The 22,901-nt window shown below is 65.0% G+C and carries 16 protein-coding genes and 1 tRNA gene; 5 read left to right on the top strand and 12 right to left on the bottom strand.

The window, feature by feature from the left end; translation table 11 throughout:
* Positions 1 to 25 precede the first annotated feature (25 nt).
* From K9B35_RS10700 to rpmI, 9 genes are all read right to left on the bottom strand, one after another.
* Positions 26 to 895, bottom strand: coding sequence for an aldose 1-epimerase family protein (locus tag K9B35_RS10700; protein ID WP_224921830.1), 870 nt, complete (start codon positions 893 to 895; stop codon positions 26 to 28).
* 1 nt (position 896) lies between these two features.
* Positions 897 to 1,634 (bottom strand): SDR family NAD(P)-dependent oxidoreductase, encoded by a 738-nt coding sequence (locus K9B35_RS10695; RefSeq protein ID WP_224921829.1) that lies wholly within the window; start codon positions 1,632 to 1,634, stop codon positions 897 to 899.
* A gap of 2 nt (positions 1,635 to 1,636) precedes the next feature.
* A complete protein-coding gene (locus tag K9B35_RS10690) occupies positions 1,637 to 2,047 on the bottom strand; it encodes a hypothetical protein (protein WP_224921828.1) in 411 nt (136 codons plus the stop codon).
* Between the two features lie 5 nt (positions 2,048 to 2,052).
* Positions 2,053 to 4,479, bottom strand: a complete 2,427-nt coding sequence (gene pheT / locus K9B35_RS10685) for a phenylalanine--tRNA ligase subunit beta (RefSeq protein ID WP_224921827.1) — start codon at positions 4,477 to 4,479, stop codon at positions 2,053 to 2,055.
* Complete coding sequence (gene pheS / locus K9B35_RS10680) at positions 4,476 to 5,564, bottom strand: phenylalanine--tRNA ligase subunit alpha (RefSeq protein WP_224921826.1); 1,089 nt, start codon at positions 5,562 to 5,564, stop codon at positions 4,476 to 4,478. Before pheS ends, pheT begins: the two co-directional genes overlap by 4 nt.
* A gap of 51 nt (positions 5,565 to 5,615) precedes the next feature.
* Entirely contained in the window at positions 5,616 to 6,239 is a 624-nt protein-coding gene (locus tag K9B35_RS10675; RefSeq protein WP_224921825.1) for a LysE family translocator, read from the bottom strand.
* 30 nt (positions 6,240 to 6,269) lie between these two features.
* Positions 6,270 to 7,295 carry a hypothetical protein gene (locus K9B35_RS10670; RefSeq protein ID WP_224921824.1) on the bottom strand — a complete coding sequence of 342 codons (1,026 nt, stop codon included), beginning with the start codon at positions 7,293 to 7,295 and terminating at the stop codon, positions 6,270 to 6,272.
* A 96-nt stretch (positions 7,296 to 7,391) separates the two neighbouring features.
* The gene (rplT, locus tag K9B35_RS10665; protein ID WP_224921823.1) at positions 7,392 to 7,757 is read right to left on the bottom strand and encodes a 50S ribosomal protein L20; all 366 of its coding nucleotides are present in this window, start codon (positions 7,755 to 7,757) and stop codon (positions 7,392 to 7,394) included.
* A gap of 13 nt (positions 7,758 to 7,770) precedes the next feature.
* Positions 7,771 to 7,971: a 50S ribosomal protein L35 gene (rpmI, locus tag K9B35_RS10660; protein ID WP_224921822.1), complete on the bottom strand. Its 201-nt coding sequence runs from the start codon at positions 7,969 to 7,971 to the stop codon at positions 7,771 to 7,773.
* Between the two features lie 170 nt (positions 7,972 to 8,141).
* Between rpmI and K9B35_RS10655 the strand changes: the two genes are divergently transcribed.
* Positions 8,142 to 10,301 carry an AsmA family protein gene (locus tag K9B35_RS10655; protein WP_224921821.1) on the top strand — a complete coding sequence of 720 codons (2,160 nt, stop codon included), beginning with the start codon at positions 8,142 to 8,144 and terminating at the stop codon, positions 10,299 to 10,301.
* 4 nt (positions 10,302 to 10,305) lie between these two features.
* Here the strand turns inward: K9B35_RS10655 and K9B35_RS10650 are convergent, their stop codons facing one another.
* From K9B35_RS10650 to K9B35_RS10640, 3 genes are read right to left on the bottom strand one after another with little or no spacing between them, the layout of a single operon-like run.
* Complete coding sequence (locus tag K9B35_RS10650) at positions 10,306 to 10,674, bottom strand: DUF2809 domain-containing protein (protein WP_224921820.1); 369 nt, start codon at positions 10,672 to 10,674, stop codon at positions 10,306 to 10,308.
* Between the two features lies 1 nt (position 10,675).
* Positions 10,676 to 11,458, bottom strand: a complete 783-nt coding sequence (gene hisN / locus K9B35_RS10645) for a histidinol-phosphatase (RefSeq protein ID WP_224921819.1) — start codon at positions 11,456 to 11,458, stop codon at positions 10,676 to 10,678.
* Positions 11,459 to 11,499: 41 nt separating this feature from the next.
* Complete coding sequence (locus K9B35_RS10640) at positions 11,500 to 12,276, bottom strand: DUF1134 domain-containing protein (RefSeq protein ID WP_224921818.1); 777 nt, start codon at positions 12,274 to 12,276, stop codon at positions 11,500 to 11,502.
* Positions 12,277 to 12,432: 156 nt separating this feature from the next.
* Between K9B35_RS10640 and K9B35_RS10635 the strand changes: the two genes are divergently transcribed.
* The 4 genes from K9B35_RS10635 to K9B35_RS10620 all read left to right on the top strand — a co-directional run bounded on the left by K9B35_RS10635 (position 12,433) and on the right by K9B35_RS10620 (position 22,850).
* Positions 12,433 to 12,522: transfer RNA gene (locus K9B35_RS10635), tRNA-Ser, on the top strand.
* 482 nt (positions 12,523 to 13,004) lie between these two features.
* Positions 13,005 to 14,195, top strand: a complete 1,191-nt coding sequence (locus tag K9B35_RS10630) for a M48 family metalloprotease (protein ID WP_224921817.1) — start codon at positions 13,005 to 13,007, stop codon at positions 14,193 to 14,195.
* A complete protein-coding gene (locus K9B35_RS10625) occupies positions 14,192 to 19,630 on the top strand; it encodes an AAA domain-containing protein (RefSeq protein ID WP_224921816.1) in 5,439 nt (1,812 codons plus the stop codon). Before K9B35_RS10630 ends, K9B35_RS10625 begins: the two co-directional genes overlap by 4 nt.
* Before the next feature lie 475 nt (positions 19,631 to 20,105).
* Positions 20,106 to 22,850, top strand: coding sequence for a TonB-dependent receptor (locus K9B35_RS10620; protein ID WP_224921815.1), 2,745 nt, complete (start codon positions 20,106 to 20,108; stop codon positions 22,848 to 22,850).
* Positions 22,851 to 22,901: the final 51 nt, after the last annotated feature.

Raw genomic sequence — 22,901 nt, 5'->3', positions numbered from 1 at the left:
CGGCAAGTGCGCGGCGAATCCAACTCTACCCCGCGATCCAGCTGACGCGTATGGCAAAGCGACGCGATTCGCCGGGCGGGATCGCGACGACGCCGGGCTTGTCGCGCAAGTCGCCGGTGAAGCCGGCGGGGTCGGCATGCCCCTGCCATGGTTCGACGCACACGAACGCTGCGCCCGGCTTGGTCCAGATGGCGAGTGTCGGCAGGCCCTCGAACGCGATGTCGAGCTGTGGTCCGGTCGTGCCGCCATAGCGGACCGAGCGGCTTGCAGGGGCCATCCAGATCAGCGCGTCGTCCGCGAACAGATCGTCGGCGAGGTGCAGTGTGCGCCCGTCAAGCGGGCTTGCGCGTTCGCCGGCGCCGATCAGCCCGCCGTCGAGTGCCGCCAGCGGACCCGGCTCGGCCTGCGCGAAGACGATCCGATGATCCTCCCGCGCGCCGCCGCCGGGCAGTGGCCAGGCAAAGGCGGGGTGAAAGCCGAAGCTCGTCGGAAGCACGGTTGCGGTGTCGGGGTTGGTGACCTCGATCTCGGTAACCAGCGTCGCGCCGTCGAGGCGATAGGTCGCGCGCAGTTCGAACGCGAAGGGATAGGCCGTGCGGGTCTCCGCATCGTCGCACAGCGTGAAGGTCGCGTGGGTCTTGCCCGAGTCGGTGACCGCGAACATGCGCCGCCGCGCAAAGCCATGCTGCTTCATCGCATAGTCGCGCCCATCGACCCGCAAGACATCTCCATTCAACCGCCCGACGATCGGGAACAGCAGCGGCGCGTGCCCGGTCCAATGGGCCGGATCTGCATCGGTCATCAGCTCACGGCCATGCGGATCGCACAGGCTGACCAGCTCGGCCCCGAGCGGGTCGATCCGCGCGGTGAGCGTGCCGTTGCCGATCGCGATCATCTCAGCGCTCGCGGTGGACGGCGAAACCGGCAAAATCCTGGTTCACCGGCATCAGCTCCAACCGGTTGATGTTGAGATGCGGCGGCAGCGTCGCGACCCATAGCAGCGTTTCCGCAATGTCCTCCGGCGTCATCGGGTTCACCCCGGCATAGAGCCGGTCGGACGCTTGCTTGTCGCCGCCAGTGCGCACGGTCATGAACTCGGTCTCGACCATCCCCGGCTCGATCGAGGTGACGCGCACGCCGGTGCCGTGCAGATCGGCGCGCAGCGCGAGGCTGAAGTGATTCACGAACGCCTTGGTGCCCGCATAGACATTGCCTGCGGGGTAGACGTAGCTGCCCGCGACCGAGCCGAGGTTGATGATCGCGCCCTTCCGTTCGACTAGCATCGGCAGCAGCTTGTGGGTGATCGACATCATCGCGGTGACGTTGGTGTCGACCATCGTCTTCCAGCTATCGAGATCGGCGTCCTGCGCCTTCTCCAGCCCGCGCGCGAGCCCGGCATTGTTGATCAGCAGGTCGACGTTGGCGAAGGGCTCGGGCAACGAAGCAAGCGCCGCATCGCGCGCAGCCTCATCGCGAATGTCGAATTCGAGCGTGTGGACGGTGTCGCTTTTCAGAGCCGCCAGCCGGTCGGCGCGGCGCCCGGTGGCCACGACATGCCAGCCCGAATCGGCAAAGGCATGGACCGCCGCTTCGCCGATCCCTGCAGTCGCGCCGGTGATGAGTACGGTGGGCATCGTCAGAATCCTTCCAGCTTGTCTTCGTCAAACGAACGGTCTTCGCCGAGCTGCCAGCGCTCCCCGTCCCATCGGTCTTGCAGATCGCGATATTGGATCATCGTGTCGACGGGACAATCGAGCTCGACCAGTTGCTCGCGGACCAGCGCCCGACCGCGATCCATATCGACCAGATCCATGTCGATGATCGAATAGGCGGTCCGCCACGCGTCATCATCGTCCAGTTCCGACACCGAACTGCCACCGCCGCACGTGCCAAGCCCGACCAGCCGCAATTCGGCATCGAGATGGATGCCGAATCGATAGTGACGCTCGAACGGGTCGAGGTCGCCCGGAAAGACGACCGCGACATATTCGGTATTGTCCGGCTCCCCCAGCATCGCATCCATGCCGATGAGGAACCGTTCGATCATCCGGCTCAGCCCCGCAGGTTCGCGCCCAGCTTGGCCGCCGCCGCGATCACCTTGTCCGCTACTACCTTGATCTCGGCGTCGGTGAAGCTCTTGTCGCCGGGTTGCAGCGTCACTTCGATCGCGAGGCTCTTTTTGCCCTCCTCGACGCCTGCGCCGGTGAACAGGTCGAACAGCCGCGCGTCGGTGATCGTGGCCTTGTCCGCGCCCTTGACCGCGCGGACGAGATCGTCCGCCGCTAGGCTCGCCGGAACGATGAACGCGAAGTCGCGCGTCACTGCCTGCAGCGCCGGGGGCGTGTAGGGAGCGCGCGCAAAGCCGGTCGCGCGCTTGGCGGGAATCGCGTCGAGGAACAATTCGACTGCGGCGACCGGGCCGTCGAGGTCGAATGTCTTGGTCAGGCTCGGGTGGAGCATGCCGAACGCCGCAAGCACGGTCTTTGGCCCCAGCCGGAGCGTTGCCGACTGGCCGGGATGCCAGGCCGCGCCCGCTTCACCCATGACCTGCAGGTTCGCCACCGGCGCACCGGCGGCTTCGAGCAGCGCCAGCGCTTCACCCTTGGCGTCGAACGCGCCGAAGGGCTGCGCCTTGCCGTTCGCCCAGCCGCGCGGGCTGCGGTCGCCCGCGAGCAGGACGGTGAGGGTCAGCTTCTCGCCATCGGCCAGATAGCGGCGGCCGAGTTCGAACAGCCGCACGCTCGTCGCGCCGCGCTTCACATTGCGCGCCGCCGCCATCATCAGGCCGGGCAGCAGCGAGGGGCGCATGACCTTGAGGTCTTCGCTGATCGGGTTGGCGAGCGTCCATGCGCCGCCGCCGACCGCTGCGGCCTCGCTCTCGGAGATGAAGCTCCATGTCACCGCTTCGTTCAGGCCGCGCGCGGCGGCGGTGCGGCGGATGCGGCGCTCGAGCTTCTGTTCGGGCGTTGCGGTCGGTTTGGCGACGCCGGGCGCGCGGGGCAGGGGGGTGGAGGGGACCTTGTCGATCCCCTCGATCCGGATCACTTCCTCGACCAGATCGGCGGGGCCATCGACGTCACGCCGCCAGCTCGGCGCGGTGACGCGGAAGCCGTCGCACGCATCGTCCAGCTCGCACGGGTCGCCATTGGCGTCGAGCGGCTGAACGGTGAAGCCGAGCGATTCGAGGATGTCGCGCTGGCGCGCGGCCGGGATCGCCAGGCCGCCCAGCGTCTCGGCGAGCGTCGGGTCATAGCCGGTGGTGATGCCGACGCGCGGAATGCTGCCCGCGCGGGTCACCTCGCTCGGGGTCCCGCCGCACAGCGCCAGCACCAGCCGGGTGGCGATCGCCAGCCCCTCATCGAGAAACTCGGGATCCACCCCGCGCTCGAAACGGGTGCGCGCGTCGCTGGTCAGCAGCAGCTTCTGCCCGGTCCGGGCGATATGTTCGGGATCGAAATAGGCGCATTCGATCAACACGTCGGTCGTGGTGTCGCTGCACCCCGAATGTTCGCCGCCCATGATGCCGCCGATGTCGTGCACCGCCGCATCATCGGCGATCACCGTCATCGTCGTGTCGAGCGTGTAGCTCTTGCCGTTGAGCGCGAGCACCTGTTCGCCCGCCTGCGCCTTGCGCGCGACCAGGCCGCCGTTGAGCGTCGCGAGATCATAGACATGGAGCGGACGCCCCAGCCCGAACATCACGAAGTTGGTGATGTCGACCAGCGCCGAGATTGGCTTCTGCCCCACTGCCTTCAGGCGACGCTGCAACCACTCGGGCGACGGCCCGTTCTTCACGCCGCGCACGATCTGGCCGTAAAAGGCCGGGCAGCCCTCGGTGTCGTCGGTCCGCACGTTCGGCCCGGCACCCTCCGCCACGATTGCGGGAAGCCCCGACACCACCGCGTCGAGCGGCTTGAGCGTGCCAAGCCCCGCAGCGGCAAGATCGCGGGCGATGCCGCGCACGCCCATGCAATCCTGACGGTTCGGGGTGATCGACACGTCGATGACCGGATCGTCGAGGCCGGCATAATCGGGGAAGGGCGTGCCGACCGGCGCGTCCTCGGGCAGCTCGATGATGCCGTCATGATCATCGCCCAGCTCCAGCTCGCGGCTGGAGCACATCATGCCGTTCGATTCGACGCCGCGCACGGCGGCGACCTTCAGCACCATCCCGTTGGCGGGCACGGTCGCGCCGGGCAGGCCGAGCACGCCGACCAGCCCCGCACGGGCATTGGGCGCGCCGCACACGATCTGCAGCGGCTCGCCGTCTCCGGCATCGACGGTCAGCACCTGCAGCTTGTCCGCCTGCGGATGGCGCTCGGCGGTCAGCACGCGCGCGACCTTGAACGCGGCGAGCGCGGCACCGGGATTCTCCACGCCCTCAACCTCATGCCCGATGCGGTTCAGGGCATCGAGGATCGCGGTCAGGTCGGCATCGGTATCGAGATGCTCCTTGAGCCAGTTCAGCGTGAACTTCATGCCCCGACTCCCCCCGATAGCGTGGGCACGTCGAGCGCCGAGAAGCCGTAATGCTTCAGCCAGCGTAGATCGCCGTCGAAGAATGCGCGCAAATCATCCATCCCATATTTGAGCATCGCGAGGCGATCGACCCCGGTGCCAAAGGCAAAGCCCTGCCATTCGTCGGGGTCCAACCCGCATGCCTCGATCACCCGGCGATGGACCATGCCGCTGCCCAGCACCTCCATCCAGCCGCCGCCCTCGGCATCGCCGCTGCCACCGATCACGCGCTTGCCATTGATCCACGTGAAACCAACATCGACCTCGGCGCTCGGCTCGGTGAACGGGAAATAGCTCGGGCGCAGCCGCAGCACGATGTCGTCGCGCTCGAAATAGGCCTTGAGGAAGGTCTCCAGCGTCCATTTGAGGTGGCCCAGCGTGATGCCCTTGTCGATCACCAGCCCTTCGATCTGGTGGAACATCGGCGTGTGGGTCGCGTCGCTGTCGCTGCGATAGACGCGGCCGGGCGCGATGATGCGGATCGGCGGGGGCGTCGACGTCATCGTGCGGATCTGCACGGGGCTTGTGTGCGTGCGCAGCACCATCGGCCGCTCATGCTCGCCGGCCAAGTAGAAGGTGTCGTGCATCGCGCGCGCCGGATGCGTCTCGGGGATGTTGAGCGCGGTGAAATTGTGCCAGTCGTCCTCGATCTCCGGACCCGTGGCCACGGCAAAGCCCATGTCGGCGAAGATCTCGGCGAGCTCGTCCATCACCTGGCTGATCGGGTGGACCGTGCCAGTGGGCACGCCATCCACCGGCAGGGTCATGTCGAGCGTCTCGCTGGCGAGCTTCGCCTCCAGCGCCGCGCCTTCCAGCGCCGCCTTGCGCGCCGCAATCGCTTCGGTCACCGCCTCGCGCAGGCCGTGAATGCGCGGGCCGGTCTCCTGCCGCTCCTCGGGGCTCATCCCGCCGAGCGTCTTGAGCAGGCCGGTGACGCTGCCCTGCTTGCCCAGCGCCTGGACGCGCACCGCCTCCAGCGCATCGACGCCGGTGGCCGCGTCGATCGCGGCGAGAAGGTCGGCCTTGAGTTGGTCGAGATCGGTCATGGAATTCCCGTTCATTGGTCTAGTGGCCCGAACCGCAGTCAGGCGCGAAGGTCAAGCCCGGCTGCCCAGCAAAGCGACGCCGAACGCGATGAACACGCCGCCGGTCACGCGGTTGAACACCCGCTGGCGGTTGGCCGGCGCGAGCCACGCGGCCAGCGAACGTCCGCCCAGCGCGTACATGCTGAACCAGAACGCCTCGATCACCGCGAAGCTGGCGATCAGGATGGTGAGCTGGGGCGCGAACGGCGCGCTGGTATTGATGAACTGCGGGAACAGCGCGGCGGCGAAGATGATCAGCTTGGGATTGGAGAAGCCAGTGCCAAGCCCCGCGCCGAACATCGCGACCAGCGAGGGCGGGGCGGGCTTCTCTGCGTCCGGATCGCTGCTCGCGACCGGCGCCCGCCACGCCTTGACCCCCAGCCAGACCAGATAGCCGACCCCGGCGTAGCGTAGCGCATCGAACAGCATCGGCGAGGCCTTGAGCAACGCCCCAAGGCCCGCCGCCGACGCAAGCAGACAGACCAGATTCGCGGTCATCAGCCCCAGCATCGACGCGACCGACCGGCGCGCGCCATGATGGATGCTCTGCACCATGACGTGGAGCATATTCGGCCCCGGCGTCGCGGAGATCAGGAACACGGCGGTGACATAGAGCCACCAGGTCTGGAGCGTCATTGCGCGAAGCCTGGATAGGAGGGGAGTCGATCAGTCACGATATGCGCTCCGGTCAAGTTGCCGCATGAGATGCGCCTGACGCTCGCGCCCGAGCGCGAACATGATCATTGCAGGGACGCTAACGATTAGGAAATTGACGATTATTTCCGGTACGCTCTCGAACGAGAACGTGGCGATATAGAGGGCACGCAAGGCGAGGGCGATCGCCGACGCCATCAACGCGAAGTTGAAGATGGTATTTGCGACGATGCTCAACAGAGATTTTTTCATGGGCGGCGGCGCTGCCATGTCAATCGATGCCCGGCGCTCCCGCTGACGGGCCTCCTCGACATAGCTGAGGAGCAATTCGAATCGATCCAAATCGATGAAGTTCGCCAAAAACGGGCGTGAATGTTTGACTGTGCCCAGCAAGGTGGTCATGCAACCGGGGTGCACGCTTTCCAGTGGCACATCTTCTCCGGTCAGCGCCGCCCAAGCGGTCTTGTAGTCGGGATTGTAGCGCTGCAACTGCCTTAGATAGGCGTAGTCGTCGGCGAACTGACAGATGTCGCGCACAATATCCGGGCAGTCATAATCCGCCAGCCGCTTCGTCCAGTCGAATCCGCTGATTGCAGGTGCGAGCATTCCTTCTGAGCGCGGCGCGTGGTCCATGATAGCGGTGGCGAGCCAGATCTCGATTTGCTCCGACTGGCCGATCGGGGATGCGCGACTTCGTTCCACCAAGTGCCCGGTCAACTCGGTCAGCGCTGCATCGATGTCGACCCCAATCGCTTCGCGCTCCAAAAGCCGCTGGATGTCCGCCATCTCGCTAGATGCCGACAACGGGGCCTCAACCACATGATCCTGCTGCTCGACCGGGATTGCGGTCGTGGCGTGCCGCATGACCGCGGCGGGGGTTGTCGCGTGCGCGCTTCCCATCGCATCGTCATAGGCCGCTCTCAGGGCGATAAACGCCTTTGGATCAGCTTCAATATCGATGCCCCGCAACCGCTGGGCATAGGCTGTGCGGATCAGCCGCACGTCATCGGTCGGCTCTATTCCAAGCGTGTCCCACATGACTCACCTCATGCCCGCGAAAATCGATACCGGCCAAGAAAAAGGGCGCCGGTGGATGGTCCACCGGCGCCCCAATTTCGGTCGCTACAGGTCGCCTCAGGCGGCCTGGGGCAGCGCCGCCTTCGCCTGCGCGATGATGGCGGTAAACGCATCACCTTCGTGCATTGCGATGTCGGCCAGGACCTTCCGGTCCAGTTCGATGCCGGCGAGCTTCAGCCCGTGCATGAACTGCGAATAGGTCAGGCCTTCGGCGCGGACGCCGGCGTTGATGCGCTGAATCCACAGGGCGCGGAAGCTGCGCTTCTTAACCTTGCGGTCGCGATAGGCGTACTGGCCGGCCTTTTCGACGGCCTGACGCGCGATGCGGATGGTGTTTTTGCGACGGCCATAATAGCCCTTCGCCTGATCCAAAATCCGCTTATGCTTCGCCTTGGTGGTTACACCACGTTTGACACGTGCCATGGTCTATCTCTCCTTACAGGCCGTACGGCGCCCAGAGGCGCACGTGACCGGCATCAGCTTCGGACAGGACCGACGTGCCGCGGTTGGTGCGAATATACTTCGCGTTATGGCTGCTCAGGCGGTGACGCTTGCCGGCGACGCCGTGCTTCACCTTGCCCGTTGCGGTGAATTTGAAGCGCTTCTTCACACCGCTCTTGGTCTTCATCTTGGGCATTTTCGTCTCCTTTTACGCGCGACGAATTCTCGAACAGCCCCGGCAGCCCTTGTTAGCCGGGCGGTTCCTGAATCGCGGAAAGGCGGGCCTGTACCGGGTGAACTCCGATTTTGCAACCGCGAAGGGCGGGTTCGCCGGAACTTGTATCGCCCGCCAAGTCTTATGCCGTGATGACCGACCGGGATTCCGCGATTGTCACGCAGGATGGGACGTCAGTCGATCCGCCGGTGACCGAAGTTCACGCCGACGGCGAGCGCAAGCGGTTGCCGCGTCCGCTCGTCATCGCGCTGCGCATCGTCGGTGGCGTGCTGCTGGCGATCTTCCTCGCCTGGGCGATTCTCTACATCACCAAGGGGCGGTTCCTCAAAGGCACGTTCGAGCGGGTCGCCAGCAGTTCGACCGGGCGCGCGGTCGCGGTCCGCGGCGACTTCCAGCTCTATTTCGATCCGTTCGACCTCAAATTCGTCGCGCAGAAGATGACGATCGCCAACCCGGACTGGGCGTCGAAGCCGCATCTGTTCGCCGCCGATTCGATCCACACGCGAGTCGCGCCGCTGTCGCTGATCTTTGGGCGCTATCACGCGCGCTTCCTCGACCTGCGTAACGCCGCGATCGACCTGGAATGGAACGCGGCGCGCGCCAACACCTGGACCTTTGGCGATGGCGAGGGCGATCCGGTCGAGTTTCCAACGATCGACCGCGCGACGCTGGCGGGCACCACGCTGCGTTATCGCGATCCCCGGCTGCAATTGCTCACCGACCTCAAGTTCGAAACCGTCCGCTCGACCGGTACGCGGATCGGTGATTCGGTGCGCTTTTCGGGTGATGGGGTCGCGCGCAAGACGCCGTTCACCGTCAGCGGCGCGCTGCTCAGCCCGAACGAGACCGCCGGGCGCGGCAAGAACCAGCTGGAATTGCAGGCGCGCGCGGCCGGCAACGATATTACCGTTACCGGCACATTGCCGAGCCTCGCCGATATCGAGAATGTCCCGCTGCGCACCAGCGCGCGGGGTGGCAACCTTGCCAGCCTGCTGGGCATCATCGGCGTCGTGCTGCCCGACACGCGCACCTATCGCGCGCACGCGACGCTGGTGAAATCGGGCGATCTCTACAGCTTCACCGGGTTGCGGGGCCGATTCGGCAACAGCGATCTTTCGGGCCAGTTCGCTGCGGATGGCCGTGGCGAGCGGCTGCTGATGACCGCCGACCTGGCCACGAAGTCGCTCGATATCGTCGATGCCGCCCCGTTCATCGGCTTCAACCCCGATATCGTCGCGGCGCGCGGCGCGATGGCTGCGGCGGCGGCGACCGGCGCGGGACCTGCCCGCTTGTTGCCCGATGCGCGTTTCCCGGTTGAATCGATGCAGCCGTTCGATGCCAAGGCGAAATGGCGAATCGCCACGGTGCGGTCACGAAGCGTGCCGATCTCGAACGTCGCGGTCACGGTCGATCTCGATCGCGGCCGACTCGCGCTGTCGCCCTTCACCTTCGCAATGGCGCGCGGCAATGTCGCGTCCGACCTGATCTTCGACACGCGCCAGCGGCCCAGCGCTGTATCCTATGACGTGCGCCTCGCGCCGACACCGCTCGGCACCTTGCTGAAAGGGTGGGGCGTCGTCGAATCGGGCACCACCGGCACGATCAGGGGTCGGATCGAGTTGAAGGGGCGCGGCGACACGCTGCACGATTCGCTGGCCAATTCGGGCGGGCGAATCGCGTTCGTGCTGCCCAAGGGCAGCTTCTGGACGCGTAATATCCAGCTCGCCGAACTCGATATCGGTACGTTCGCGCAGAAGATGTTTGAGGGGAAGCTGAAGGAGCCGGTCCAGATCAATTGCGGGTTGGTCGCGTTCAGCGTGCGTCGCGGGATCGCCGCAGCCGACCCGATCCTGATTGATACGCAAAAGAGCGTGATGATCGGGCGCGGTGGCTTCTCCTTCCGTAATGAAACGCTCGACATGGCCTTCCGCGCGGATTCGAAGAAGTTCAGCGTGTTTGCCGGCCAGTCGCCAGTTGGGATCAACGGGACGTTCGCGAGCCCGGGGTATGACGTGGTCAGCGACCAGTTGCTGGCGCGCGCCGGCGCCGGACTGGGCCTCGCGCTAGTGGCGACGCCGCTCGCCGGTGTGCTTGCCTTTGTCGATGTTGGTGACGCCAAGGCGGCGGACTGCGGCCCGGTGCTCAGCGCGGCGTCTGCCAAAGGCCAGCGCACCAACACGGGCGAGCAGCGCGACGATGTCGGCAAGGGTACGACCGCCAAGTCAGAGGATGGCAGCCGCTCAAAGGGCGAGCGCAAGGAGCAGCGCAAGAAGTTCCTGGGAATTTTCTAAGCGTTCAGCGGGGCTTGAAACGCTCGGCCAGCACCGCGATGCACGCACCGGCTGCATAGGCGAGGACGTCCTTCCAATCGAACCCGGTGCCGAGCACGGTTCGCGCGAGCGCGTTGTCACGCCAGCCGAGCAGGTCCAGTATCCCGATCAGCTGCCCCAACTCGACCAGCGCCGCGACCCCGAATGCCGCCAGCGCTGCGGGCACGACCTCCAGCCGCGTGACGGCTCGCAACCCGCAATAGACCAGCAGCACCGCAAGCGTGTCGCCCAGATAGGGGCGCACGAATCGATCGCGGACATAGAGTGCGATCACCACCTCAATCGCGAACAGCGCCAGCGCGGCGAGCGCATATCCACGGTGCAGGCGAATCACGTCAATGCCCGCGACAGGCCAGCGCCTCGACCAGTTCCTCGATGCGCGCGGGATCGCCCGCCGCGATCACCTCGCCATTGCTGCCCGCGTGGAGCGGATCGCCCTGCCAGTCGCACATGCGCCCGCCCGCGCCCTCGACCACCGGCACCAAAGCGGCGAAATCGTGCAGCTTCAGCCCCGCCTCGATCACCAGATCGAGATGGCCCGACGCGACCAGCCCGTAATTATAGCAATCGCCGCCCAGCACCGTGCTCAGGACTGCGGCATCGACATGCTCGAACGCATGGAGCTGGTCGTCAGTGAACAAAGCGGGGGAGGTGGTGGCGAGCAGCGCTTTGGACAGCTCGCGGCACGTCCGCGCCTGCGCGGGCTGGCCGTTGAACAGGGTGGTGCGTCCAGTGACGCCCAGCCAGCGTTCGGCGATGATCGGCTGGTCGATGATGCCCAGTACCGGCCAGCCATCCTCGAGCAACGCGATCAACGTGCCAAAGATCGGCCGCCCGACGATGAAGCTGCGCGTCCCGTCGATCGGGTCGAGCACCCAGGTTCGACCGCTGCTGCCCGCACGATCCTCTTCTTCCTCGCCGATGATCGCGTCCATTGGCCGTTCGGCGATGATCAGACGGCGCATCGCTGCTTCGGCGGCCTTGTCGGCGAGCGTGACGGGGGACGCGTCGTCCTTGGACTCCAGCCCGAACTTGCCACGGAAATAGGGGCGGATCGCCGCGCCCGCCGCATCGGCGAGGCGCTGGGCGAGATCGATATCGGCTTGGCTGACTGGCATTTGCTCCGCCTAGCGGTGCTGCGCCCGGATTAGAAGCCGGTTCAGAACGGCAGCCAGCGGCGCTTTTCGCTGAACTTCATATAGCCGACATTGGCCCCTGCGCGCCAGCCGACGCCAAGCCGTACCGGGATCAGCACCACATCGCCGCGACGCAGATAGCTGGCCGAGAAGCCGCCGACGAAATAGAGCCGCCCCTCGCCCGCCGGGAAACGCTTGTAGAGCTCCTGGCTGTCATAGAGGTTGTACACTAGCACGAACACCTTGTTGGCGTCCCCGCCGATGTCGAATCCGACCGACGGGCCGGTCCAGTACACGTCGCGCTCGCCCTCGACCGCATGAATCATCGTGCCCGAGCCATAGCGCAGGCCAACGACCACCGCGCCGGACCCTTCCGATCCGGCGATATAGGCGTTGGGCTCGCCCTGATCCTTGAGGATGTCCTCGATCAGCGCGGCAAGGCCCGTCGCGCCTTTGCCGAACACGCCCTCTGCCGCCGAGACCAGCCGCACCTGATCGAAAGTCGTCGGTGCTTCCGGCTTGATCAGGCCACCCGCCTGCGCGGCGCCTTGGGTCGGAGCCGGGCCAGCGGGAGGCGCTGGCTGCTGTCCATCAACGGGCGGCGCTTCATAAGGGGCGCCGGGATCGACCGGCTCGTCCTGCGGCGCGGGTTGAGCGGGAATCGCGGTCTGGGGCCGATCGAGATCGGCATCGATCGCGGTATCGGGATCGACCTTCTGGATACTCTGCGCCAGCGCGGGCGCAGCCGCCAGCGACGGCAGCGCGAGCGCCATCCCGATCCAGAGCATCAACCGTCGCATAGTAAAGCCTCCCGCAGCATCGCATTTATGCGCGGCGATGGGCCGGCGGCAATGAACCGGCGATGACCCGAGTCGATTTCGCGCCCAGCCGCCGCAAATCCGCCCATTGATCGCCAGCGAGACGCTCGCTATAGCGCCCCCTCGCCGCAGGCATCCGGAGACGTGGGTGAGTGGCTGAAACCAACGCTTTGCTAAAGCGTCGTACGGGGAACCGTACCGAGGGTTCGAATCCCTCCGTCTCCGCCATTTTGACCTGTTTAGGTCGCCGCCTGCTCTGGAAATCGATGGAAAGCCCGGAAATCAGCGGTTTTGCGTTCCGCTGCGTTCCACTCAATTCGACACCATTCCAAGCCAAATGTGGGAAAAGTGGGATGAGATGTCATGGGAAAGCGCGCTGCGACGACAACGCGCCGCCCCTCTCAACCGCCCCCTATTCCGACGCAGACGGCTATTCTCGAATCAGTGGACAAGGCGCGGCTAGCTGGGTTCGGCCCAGGTAATCGGCGGAAAGCGGCAGAGTATTGGGCTCGGCTCCGTGAACGGGTCTCGCTCGAGGTCGCCCGGCCGGACGTTTATCTAGGCCGTCCGATGGCGATTATCTGGTCGCTGCTTACGCCGGCTGATTGGCTGATTAGAGGCCGAGCGCGTTCTCCCCAAGGCCTGACGCGTGAGCGATTAGGGTATTCGCGAGGCTGGACGGGTTCCAAACCCCCGCTAGGATCGGCGCGATGGGGGACGAATCGCAATCCGCACCGGGGCTTGAGCCGCTCGCCTATCATTGCCAGATCGTTGGGCATTTGCGCGAGAACGAACCCGAAATCTGGGCATGGGGCGGTTCACTGCAAGCGCGCGAGGAGCAGGTGCAGGAGATGCGCTCCTACCTGCTGCGCGAAACCTATCGGATCGATGCGGCGGCGCATCCTGAAGTGCATGAGGATATTGCCGCGGTGCTGGCCAAGCTGGAGATTGACGCTCCGGTTACGCTGTATCAGGCGGCGGACGGCGCGATGAACGCGGCACTGTGCTACGTGCCCGGCGAGATCCATCTGCTGTTCCACGGGCCGGTGCTCGAAAAGCTCTCACGCGAAGAACGGGTTGCGCTGCTCGGGCATGAGCTGGCGCATTATCGGCTCTGGTCGATCGAAGACGGCGCCTATTACACGGCGACCACCATTCTCGACCATGCGCTTGCCTATCCCGGCGCTTCGCCAAGCCATATCGAAACTGCCCGGCTTTATCGCCTGCATACCGAGCTTTATGCCGATCGCGGCGGCGCTGTAGCAGCGAATGCGTCAGGCCCGGCGATCGCCACGCTGGTCAAGACCATGACCGGCCTCGCATCGGTGGACCCAGAGGCCTATCTCCGACAGGCTGGCGAGGCCGAGCGCGATGCAAAGGCATCGCAGGGGGAGACGCATCCCGAGATTTTCCTGCGTGCACAAGCGCTCGATAAATGGTGGCGCAACGATCCCGACACGGAGACGTGGATCGACCGGCGTCTTCGGGGGCCTTTGTCGCTCGCCGCGCTCGATCTGCCACGCCAGCACGAAGCCACCGCGATTACCCGCGGTTTCCTGACCCGGCTGGCGACGCATCCCGCCGCCGATGACGCGGCGTCGACCCTGCTTCGGCGCTATTTCCCGGACTGGCAGCCGGGCGAGGAAGCGGTGAGCGATGCGTTGATCTCGCCCGACCGCCTTGACGGCTCGTTCCGCGATTTTCTCGTTTCGCTCAGCCTGGATGTCGCGATGGCCGATCCCGACCCGGAGGGCCGCAACATGATGCTGACGGTCGGCGCGGAGATCTCCAGCCTGTATGGCGGCGTCGACGCGTTCAAGGCGGCGCTCAAGCGAGACCTCAAATTTACCAGGCCCGCGATTGATCGCATCTTTGCGAAGCTGAAGAGGGCGAAGGCATGAGCGAGGGGATCGTACTCACCCTGAGGCAGCGTGTGGCCGAGGGCGGCGCACTGCCGACTGAGGATCTGCTGCACGCAATGTTGCCGCTGATGCGCGCGGTCGCGGCGCTGCATGCGATCGAGCGCGTTGCCGATCTCGGCGGCGAAGCCGTGACCGATCCCGGCGATGGGGTTCTCGCACTGGCGCATCCCGATGGCCGCGCTCCCCGATACAACGCAGCCCGGCTGCGCGATGTTCAGCCCCATGCCGGATCGGCACTGCGCGTTGTCGGGGAATATCGCGTGGCAACCGATGTCGACAGCGGCAGCAGGGTCGAGGATCTGCGCGCGCGTGGCGATGATGCGGAGACGGATGTCAAACCGGCCTATCTCACCGGCTATCGCGCCTGGGAGCAGGCGATTGGCCATCATGACGAACTGGCCGACATCTTCGTCATCGGTCTCATCCTTGCCAGTCTCGCTTGCGGTCTCGATCTGAACGACGAGGAGGATGTTGCGAGATTCTCCGGCGCACAGGCCAATCTGTTCCGGCTCAACGGCGCGCTCCATCCGGTGATCGCCGCGCTGATTGCGGAGATGACTGCGCTCAACCGCCATGAGCGCGCCACCGATCTCGATGCGCTGACACAACGGCTGGAAGGCTATCGTGACCAGCCTGCGGGCCTCGATGTGGAACGCGCGCTGGCCGGTGCGACGGGGGCGAGGGGGCGCCGGGCTGCGGTACTCACCCATTTGCGCGATCGCCTGTTCGATCTCTCGCGGCGCAACCGGCTGATCCATTTTCGGCCGACGCAAGCAAGCGTGAACCTCACCGTGGCCAGCGTGCCCGTCGTGATGCGTCTTGAGTCGATCCGTGCCGAGCAATTGTGCACCTGGGACAGCAAGTTTGCGAAGGACGTGCTCGGCGGGGGGCAGATCGCGCTGGCCAAATGGCTGAGATTCGAGGACCAGCCCTATCTCCCCTCGGCATTCGACCGGATCATTCAGGAGACGCGGCGCGACCGGGCCGAATATGGCTTCAGCCATCTCCGACTCGTCGTCGCGTTCCTCCACTGGCACAACCTCAAGGACGCGCCGAACGAGCGCATTCAGTCGCCCCTGCTGTGGCTGCCGGTCGAGGTGGCCAAGAAGAAGGGCGTGCGTGACCAGTATCTGCTGCGCTGCCCCGGCACCGAGGCTGAATTCAACCCAGCGCTGCGCCACTATCTACGCCAGCTCTACGACATCGAGCTGCCCGAACGGGTCGACCTCGCCCAGACTTCGATCGAGCAGGTCCATGCCGACATTGCCGCGCAGATCCACCGCAGCGAGCCGGGGGTGACGCTGTCGGTCACCGACAAGCCGCAGATCGAGCTGATCCATCAAAAGGCTGTCCAGCGGCTCAAGCTGTTCCAGCGCCGCAAGCAGCGGACAGCGCGCGCGAGCGGCGTATCGCGGCCAGACTTCAGCTACGAACGGGACGATTATCGCCCGCTCGGCCTCGCGTTGTTCGAGAAATATGTGCGACCTGCTCCCCTGCCTCAGCGGCTTGCGGTTGGTGGCAGGATGCCGGCCCGGCCGGATCGGATGGTTGCCAGCGGTGAAGCGGAGGCACTGACCTATGCGCTCGCGGGCGGCGACGGGCATCGCTACAAATGGGAGATCGACCTTACCCAGGTGACGCTGGCGAACTTCAACTACAAGAAGATGTCGCTGGTTCGCGACTATAACCAGTTGATCGACGATGCCGTGCCGCCGCCTGCGTTCGACCGGATCTTCTCGATCGAACCGCGCGAGCTGGAGGCGGAAGCCCCGCCCGCTTTGCCACTGGTCGAGCTGTATTCCGTGGTCCCCGCCGATGCGACGCAGGATGCCGCGGTCGCGATGGCGCGATCGGGCCGCAGTTTCATCATTCAAGGCCCGCCCGGCACCGGCAAGTCGCAGACGATTACCAATCTGATCGCCGATTACGCCGCACGCGGAAAGCGGGTGTTGTTCGTCTGCGAAAAGCGCGCCGCGCTCGACGTGGTGTTCAACCGGCTCAAATCGGTGGGCCTCGACCGGCTTTCCTGCCTGATCCACGATTCGCAGGAGGACAAGAAGTCCTTCGTGATGGATTTGAAGGACAGCTACGAGCGCTGGACCAAGCAGGACGATGGGCTCGACGCGCTGCAGGCATCGCGCGCCCGGACGCTCGACGCGCTGTCACGCCATCTCGATCGCATCGCGGCGTTCGAAGCGGCGGCAGGTCGCGTGCCCGAGGCGACGGGCGCCAGCATCCGAACGATGGTTCGCCGTCGCGCCGCGCTTCCCGAGACCGAGCCGCTTGGCCCCGCCGACCGTGAACGACTACCGCTTCTCGCCGAATGGGATCGCCATCGCGGTTTGGCCGAGCGAATCCACCGCACGATGCGCGAGAGCTTCGGTCTGGTCAGTCTCGCCGAACACCCTTTTGCGCGCATCTCCCCCAATATGGTGGCGGGCGACCGCGCCTATGCCGAAGCCGAAGCGGCGATCGCGGAAGGTGAGCGCGTGCTAGATGCACTCGACGCCGCGCTGGAGGATGATGCACTTCTGCTTTCCCCGGACACGCGGCTTGCCGATGCGCTGGTGCTGGTCCGCGCGGCGCGACAGGCCATCGAGACGAACCTCGCAGGCAACCTGACGCTGCTCGATCCGGCTTCAGCCCTGTCCGCCGAGTTCGCTGCCGGACGCGCCACGCTGGATCGCGCGCAAGGCGAGGCTGTGGCCGCCGCCGAAGCCGCTGCCAACTGGCGCGACCCGTTGACGCCCGAGGATACGGCCGCAGCACTTGATCAGGCGCGGCAGCAGGAGCCGTCCTTCTTCAAGTTCCTGAGCGGCACCTGGCGACGTCTCAACCGCACCGTTCGCGCGCGGTACGATTTTTCGGCGCATGCGGTCGAACCCAGTGTCACTGCGGTGCTCGAACGATTGGCTGCGCGTCACGCGACTGCCGCTGCCGCTGCCGAAGCGCGCGGGGTTCTTGCGAGCCGCTTTGCCACCACTGATGCCGATGCGCTGGCCGTCGCAAGGGATGCCTGGGCAACCGCGACCGCGCCAATGCTGCGCACGCTGATTGGCCATGTCCGCGCGGCGACCGATCCGGCTGAGCTGATCGCGCGCGAAGCTGCATCCGCGGTTCATATCGAAGCCCTTGCCGCGCTGTGCCAGCGCTTCCTTGCTGATGCGGGGGACATGACGATCGGCGCACTATCCGAAGCGATGCGTGACATGCGCGAGGGGCTGGAGGAATTGCCCGACCTGCTCCCGCTGCTCGCCGCCGCCGATGCCGCCGGGCCGCGCATGGCGTTCGCGATGCGCGCGTTGCGGCTCGCCCCGCCGACGATCGAGGCGCATGTGATCGAAGAGGCGTTTGCGCGCGCCTTGCGCGATGAGCCTGCCCTCCAACGCTTCGATGCGGCTGAGCTAGGGTCCAGCGCCCGGCGCGCTGCGAAGGCTCGCGCGTTGCTCCAGACCGACAATTCGGCGACCATCCTTGCGACCAATCATCGTCGCTTCCGCGATCATGTGAAGCGGTCGATGCTGTCGGTGACTCAGCTCGACGCCGCCGGCCGCGAGTTCAAGCGCATCTATTCGACTGGCCGCCGCGAGCTTGAGCACGAGTTCGGCAAGTCGATGCGCTACCGCTCGATCCGCGACCTGTCGGACGACGAGACCGGACCGGTGGTGATCGACCTGAAACCGATCTGGCTGATGAGCCCGCTATCGGTGTCCGACACGCTACCCTTGCATCCCGAGCTGTTCGATGTCGTGATCTTCGACGAGGCCAGCCAGATCCCGACCGAAGAGGCCGTGCCCGCCCTGTCGCGCGCGCCGCAGGTGATCGTGGTCGGCGACGAGATGCAGTTGCCGCCTACCAGCTTCTTCGCTGCCGCACGCGATGACGATGAGATGCAGGTCACCGCCGAGGAGGATGGCCGGGCCGTCGCGATCATTCTCGACGCCGATAGCCTGCTCAACCAGTCCGCGCGCAGCCTGCCCGCGACGCTGCTCGCCTGGCATTATCGCAGCCGGTCCGAGGCATTGATCAGCTTCTCGAACGCCGCCTTCTACGATGGCCGCCTGATCACCATCCCCGACCGCGTCATCGCCGACCCGTCCGCCGCCCCCGAGCCGCTGCGTTCGGACGATCCCGCTTCTGCGCCCGTCGCGGTCAGCCGGATGCTCGCCCGCGCGGTCAGCTTCCACCCGGTCGCGGATGGGCTCTACGAAAAGCGGGTCAATGACCCCGAGGCGCGGCTGATCGCAGCGATGGTCCGCGACCTGTTGTTCCGCGAAACCGGCCTCAGCATCGGGATCGTCGCCTTTTCGGAAGCGCAGCAGGCCGAGATCGAAGATGAGCTCGAGACGCTGGCGGGCGAGGATAAGGCGTTCGCGGCGCGGCTCGAAGCGGAGTATGCCCGCGAGGACGATGGCCAGATCAACGGCCTTTTCATCAAGAATCTGGAAAATGTTCAGGGCGACGAGCGCGACGTGATCCTGCTCAGTATCTGCTACGCGCCCGATGCCAATGGACGCATGGCGATGAACTTCGGCCCGATCAATCAGCGTGGCGGCGAAAAGCGCCTCAACGTCATCTTCAGCCGTGCGCGCCACCACATGGCCGTGGTCTCGACGATCCGCGCGGAGGCGATCACCAACACCCATAATGATGGCGCGCGGGCGCTGCGTACCTTTCTCGCCTTTGCCGAGGCCCAGTCGCGGGGCGATACGAGCCATGGACAGAATGTGCTCGCAACACTCAATCCTGAGGCGCAGCGCGTATTCGCGCGCAGTGCGCCCGCCGACGCGTTGCGGGATGCTCTGGCAGAGGCGCTGACCGCCCGCGGCCATGATGTCCACGTCCATGTCGGCAGCGCCAGCTTTCGCTGCGACCTGGCCATATGTGGAGCAGAAGGTGGTCGCTACCAGCTGGGCATTCTGATCGACGGCAACGGCCACGGATCGGTCGAAGACCGGTATGTCTTTCAACCCGCGATCCTGCGCGCGTTTGGCTGGAAGGTGATCGATGTGCCTTCGCATAGCTGGCTGCGCGACCCTGGCGCAGTCGTCGCCCAGATCGAAGCGGCGCTACGCCGCGAGGTCGCAGATGGCGACGATGATCCATTTGACGGATCCACGATGCCGCTGCCGGTCGCGACTTCGCCGAAGCGTGAAGCGGACGACGCCGCGCCGACCGAACAACCCGATTTGCAATCCACCGCGCCAGCCTTCAGCGAATTCCGTTTCCAGCAAGGAAGTTCAGACAAGTTTTGGAAGATCGCCGTTTCCGGCTGCGAGATGACCGTGATTTTCGGCCGCATCGGGGCGAAGGGGAGCACGGTATTCAAGGTGTTCGATACGCCCGAACGCGCAAAACGAGAGGCGACCAAACTGATCGCGGAAAAGGTGCGCAAGGGCTATCTGGAAACCTAGCGCAGCACGAGGGCGCCATGAGGTGTGACTGACTTTCGTTCCTGATGCGGCGCGTAAAGTTCCATCGAACGCCAATAGCGGCAGCGATCGGCAGATAGAAGGCAGTGGCAGCCCATTGCCAGGAGCTCCCGACATCAGCGCGGCCGACCGCCAACAAAACCTAAATTGGCAATATAATGGTCCGCCCGTCACAAGCGCGTAACAAGTTTTCTTCACCTGCGTCCCGAGCCGAAGGGGGAGGCAGTGATCGTCTAACTGGCAATTCGCCAATCATTGCCGCTGGTTACGCAGCGATACGTTCATTCGGCCGGGAGAGGCTGGCGCGTTGAGGCCGACAGGCTGCCGAGCGCCAGAACAACAAGGCAAACACAGGACCAAATTGCACAGTCCCGGTCGTTGGGTCGGCCGGGGGGCGTAGTCGCGCGCCCGAGAAACGGCGGGCGGGTTCCGAGCATTGAAAAAAGGGGGTTTAATGATGCGTAGTTTCAACCGGCTCGATCGTACGAGCCAGCTTCTTCTCGGCGTCGCGCTCGCTGCGCTGACAGCCGTTCCCGCCAGTGCCCAGACCGCTCCGGCGGCGGGCGATGACACCGTTGTCGATGAGGAGATCGTCGTTTCCGGCTATCGCCGCAGCCTGGAAGAAGCGATCGACATCAAGCGTGAGACGGTCGGTTTCTCCGACTCGATCGTCGCCACCGACATCGCCGATTTCCCGGAGCAGAATCTGTCCGAAGCGCTGCAGCGCGTGCCGGGTGTGACGATCGAGCGCGAAAAGGGCCTAGGTACCCGCGTCAATGTGCGCGGCCTGCCGACCGAGTTTACCTTTGTATCGATTAACAAGCTGGCGACCGCATCCGGCTCGGGCGGGCGCGACGTTGAATTCGACATTTTCGCGTCCGAACTGATCCAGTCGGTCACCGTGCAAAAGTCGCCGACCGCCGCCGATGAAGAAGGCGGCATCGCCGGTTCGGTTTTGATCCGCACGGCGCGGCCATTCGATAACCCGGGCCTGCGCCTCGTCGGCGGTGTCGAGGGCGCGTTCAACTCGATCTCGCAGAAGATCGACCCGAACTTCTCGTTCCTCGCCAGCAACACGTTTGGCGATTTCGGCGTGCTGGTCTCGGTCGCCAAGCAGCAGCGCACCAACCGCACCGATTCGAACTCGGGCATCAACTTCCGTCCGATCGCGCGCTGGACCGACCGTTCGGGCACCGTTTATCGGAACCAGGCGATTTCGGTGCTGCAGCGCGACGCCGGCATCACCTTCACCGACGCGATGAAGAACAAGATCGTCTTCCTCGATAAGGTCGGCGATCGCGTGTACCAGAATGACCAGGACCGCCTCGGCATCTCCGGGTCGGTCCAGTACAAGCCGAGCGAGACGTTCAGCCTCGCGCTCGACGCGTTCATCGGCTCCTACGACACGGTCGAGGACGAATATGACGCTGCGGGCTATTCGGCGTCGAGCAATTCGACGCTCGAAACGATCCATGCGTTCGACGCCACCACGCTCAGCGACAGCGGCATCGTCGTGCTGCGCGACGTGTCCTACACCAACACCCAGCATGAGTTCCTGAGCAAGGAATATCTCACCGAGACCGATTACCGCCAGTTCGGCGGCGAGATGAACTGGGAAGCCGGGAACTGGAAGATCACCGCGCTCGGCGGCTATTCGGGGGCCACGCGGACGCTCGATTACGCCAACCTCAAACATGTCGCCTACGCGCCGTCTCGCACGCGCTTTACCGAGACCGGCGGCGAGACGATCCCCAGCGCCAATCCCAACACGATCGACATGTATAACGCGCCCACGCGCTACCTGTTCGAGGCGTATGAAACGACCCGCGAAGAGGTCAAGGACGACAAATATGCCGCTCAGCTCGATGTGAGCTACGGCTTTGACGACCTGTTCATCAAGCGCATCAATGTCGGCGGTCGCTACACGAACAAGACCAATCAGCGTCAATATGGCGAGGAGAAGATCCAGGGCCCGACGCGCGGCAGCACCGCCTATGTCAACGTCCGCCGCCTTGGCGACAGCCCGCTGACCAACGTCATCGATCTGGTCGGCGGCAGCGAATATCAGGCGCGGAACCTCAGCTGGTCGCAGGTTTCCAACGACTATGCGCGCAGCTTCTTCCGCCCGGACGGGTTCGTCACGCCGTTCGCCAATGCGAACTACGCCAAGGTGAAGGAAGCGACGTTCGCTGGCTATGCGATGGTCGATCTTGAATTCGAGCTTGGTGTGCCGGTGTTCGTCAACCTCGGCGGCCGCTATCTGCGCACCGACATCCATTCGGAAGGGTTCCATCAGATCCAGAATCCGAACGGAACGACCGGCCTGACTTCGGCACCGGTGGCGAGCGAGGGGAGCTATGAGAAGTTCCTGCCGTCGTTCAACATCCATGCCGAACTGACCGACAGCCTGATCCTGCGCGCCGCCGCATCGCAAACGCTGATCCGCCCGGCGCTTGGCGATCTCGCCTATAAGCGCACCGCCAGCTACAATAATTTCCGCTTCACCGACGGCAACCCCGGCCTCAAGCCGACCTATGCCGATCAGTGGGAAGTGGGCGTCGAGAAGTATCTCGGCGGTGGCGGCATCCTGTCGGCGTCCTACTTCTGGAAGAAGATCAAGGGCGTGGTGCAGAACCAGCTGACCGGCGAGGTCAAGGGCGTGACCGTCTACAACGCCAATGGCACGGTCAACGGCATCTATGACTTCGACGTCTACCAGCCGGTCAATGCCGAGGGTTCGTACAAGGTCAGCGGATTTGAGCTGAACGCGGTCGTTCCGTTCGGCATGTTCGCCGACTGGGCCGATGGCTTCGGAGTCAACGCCAACGCGACCTTCCTCGACAGCTCGCTGACCGGCCAGTCGTCGCTTGGCATCCCGACCGCACCGATCGGCCTGGCCGACAAGAGCTACAATGCGACCGTCTTCTACGACAAGGGGCCGCTCTCGGTCCGCGTCTCGTACAACCGCAAGGGCGCCTATGTGGAGCGGATCGAGCGGAACATGTATCCGGTCTATCGCGACGCCTATGGCCAGTTCGACGTCGCCGCCAGCTATCAGCTGACGCGCAACTTCCGCGTCGAGCTTCAGGGCATCAACATCGGCAATGCCAAGACTACCGGCTACACGATGGATCCGTCCTTCCCGACCACCTATGAGTTTTCGGGCAGCCGGATCAGCCTGGGCGTGCGCGCCCAGTTCTGATCGCTATTGGGCCCCGTCGCTTCGGCGGCGGGGCCGCCTTGGCGCAAGACT

This window comes from Sphingomonas sp. R647, assembly GCF_020177055.1.
GTDB lineage: Bacteria > Pseudomonadota > Alphaproteobacteria > Sphingomonadales > Sphingomonadaceae > Sphingomonas.
Note: the sequence above shows the minus strand (reverse complement) of the source record. Positions and strands in the feature narration are given on the sequence as shown.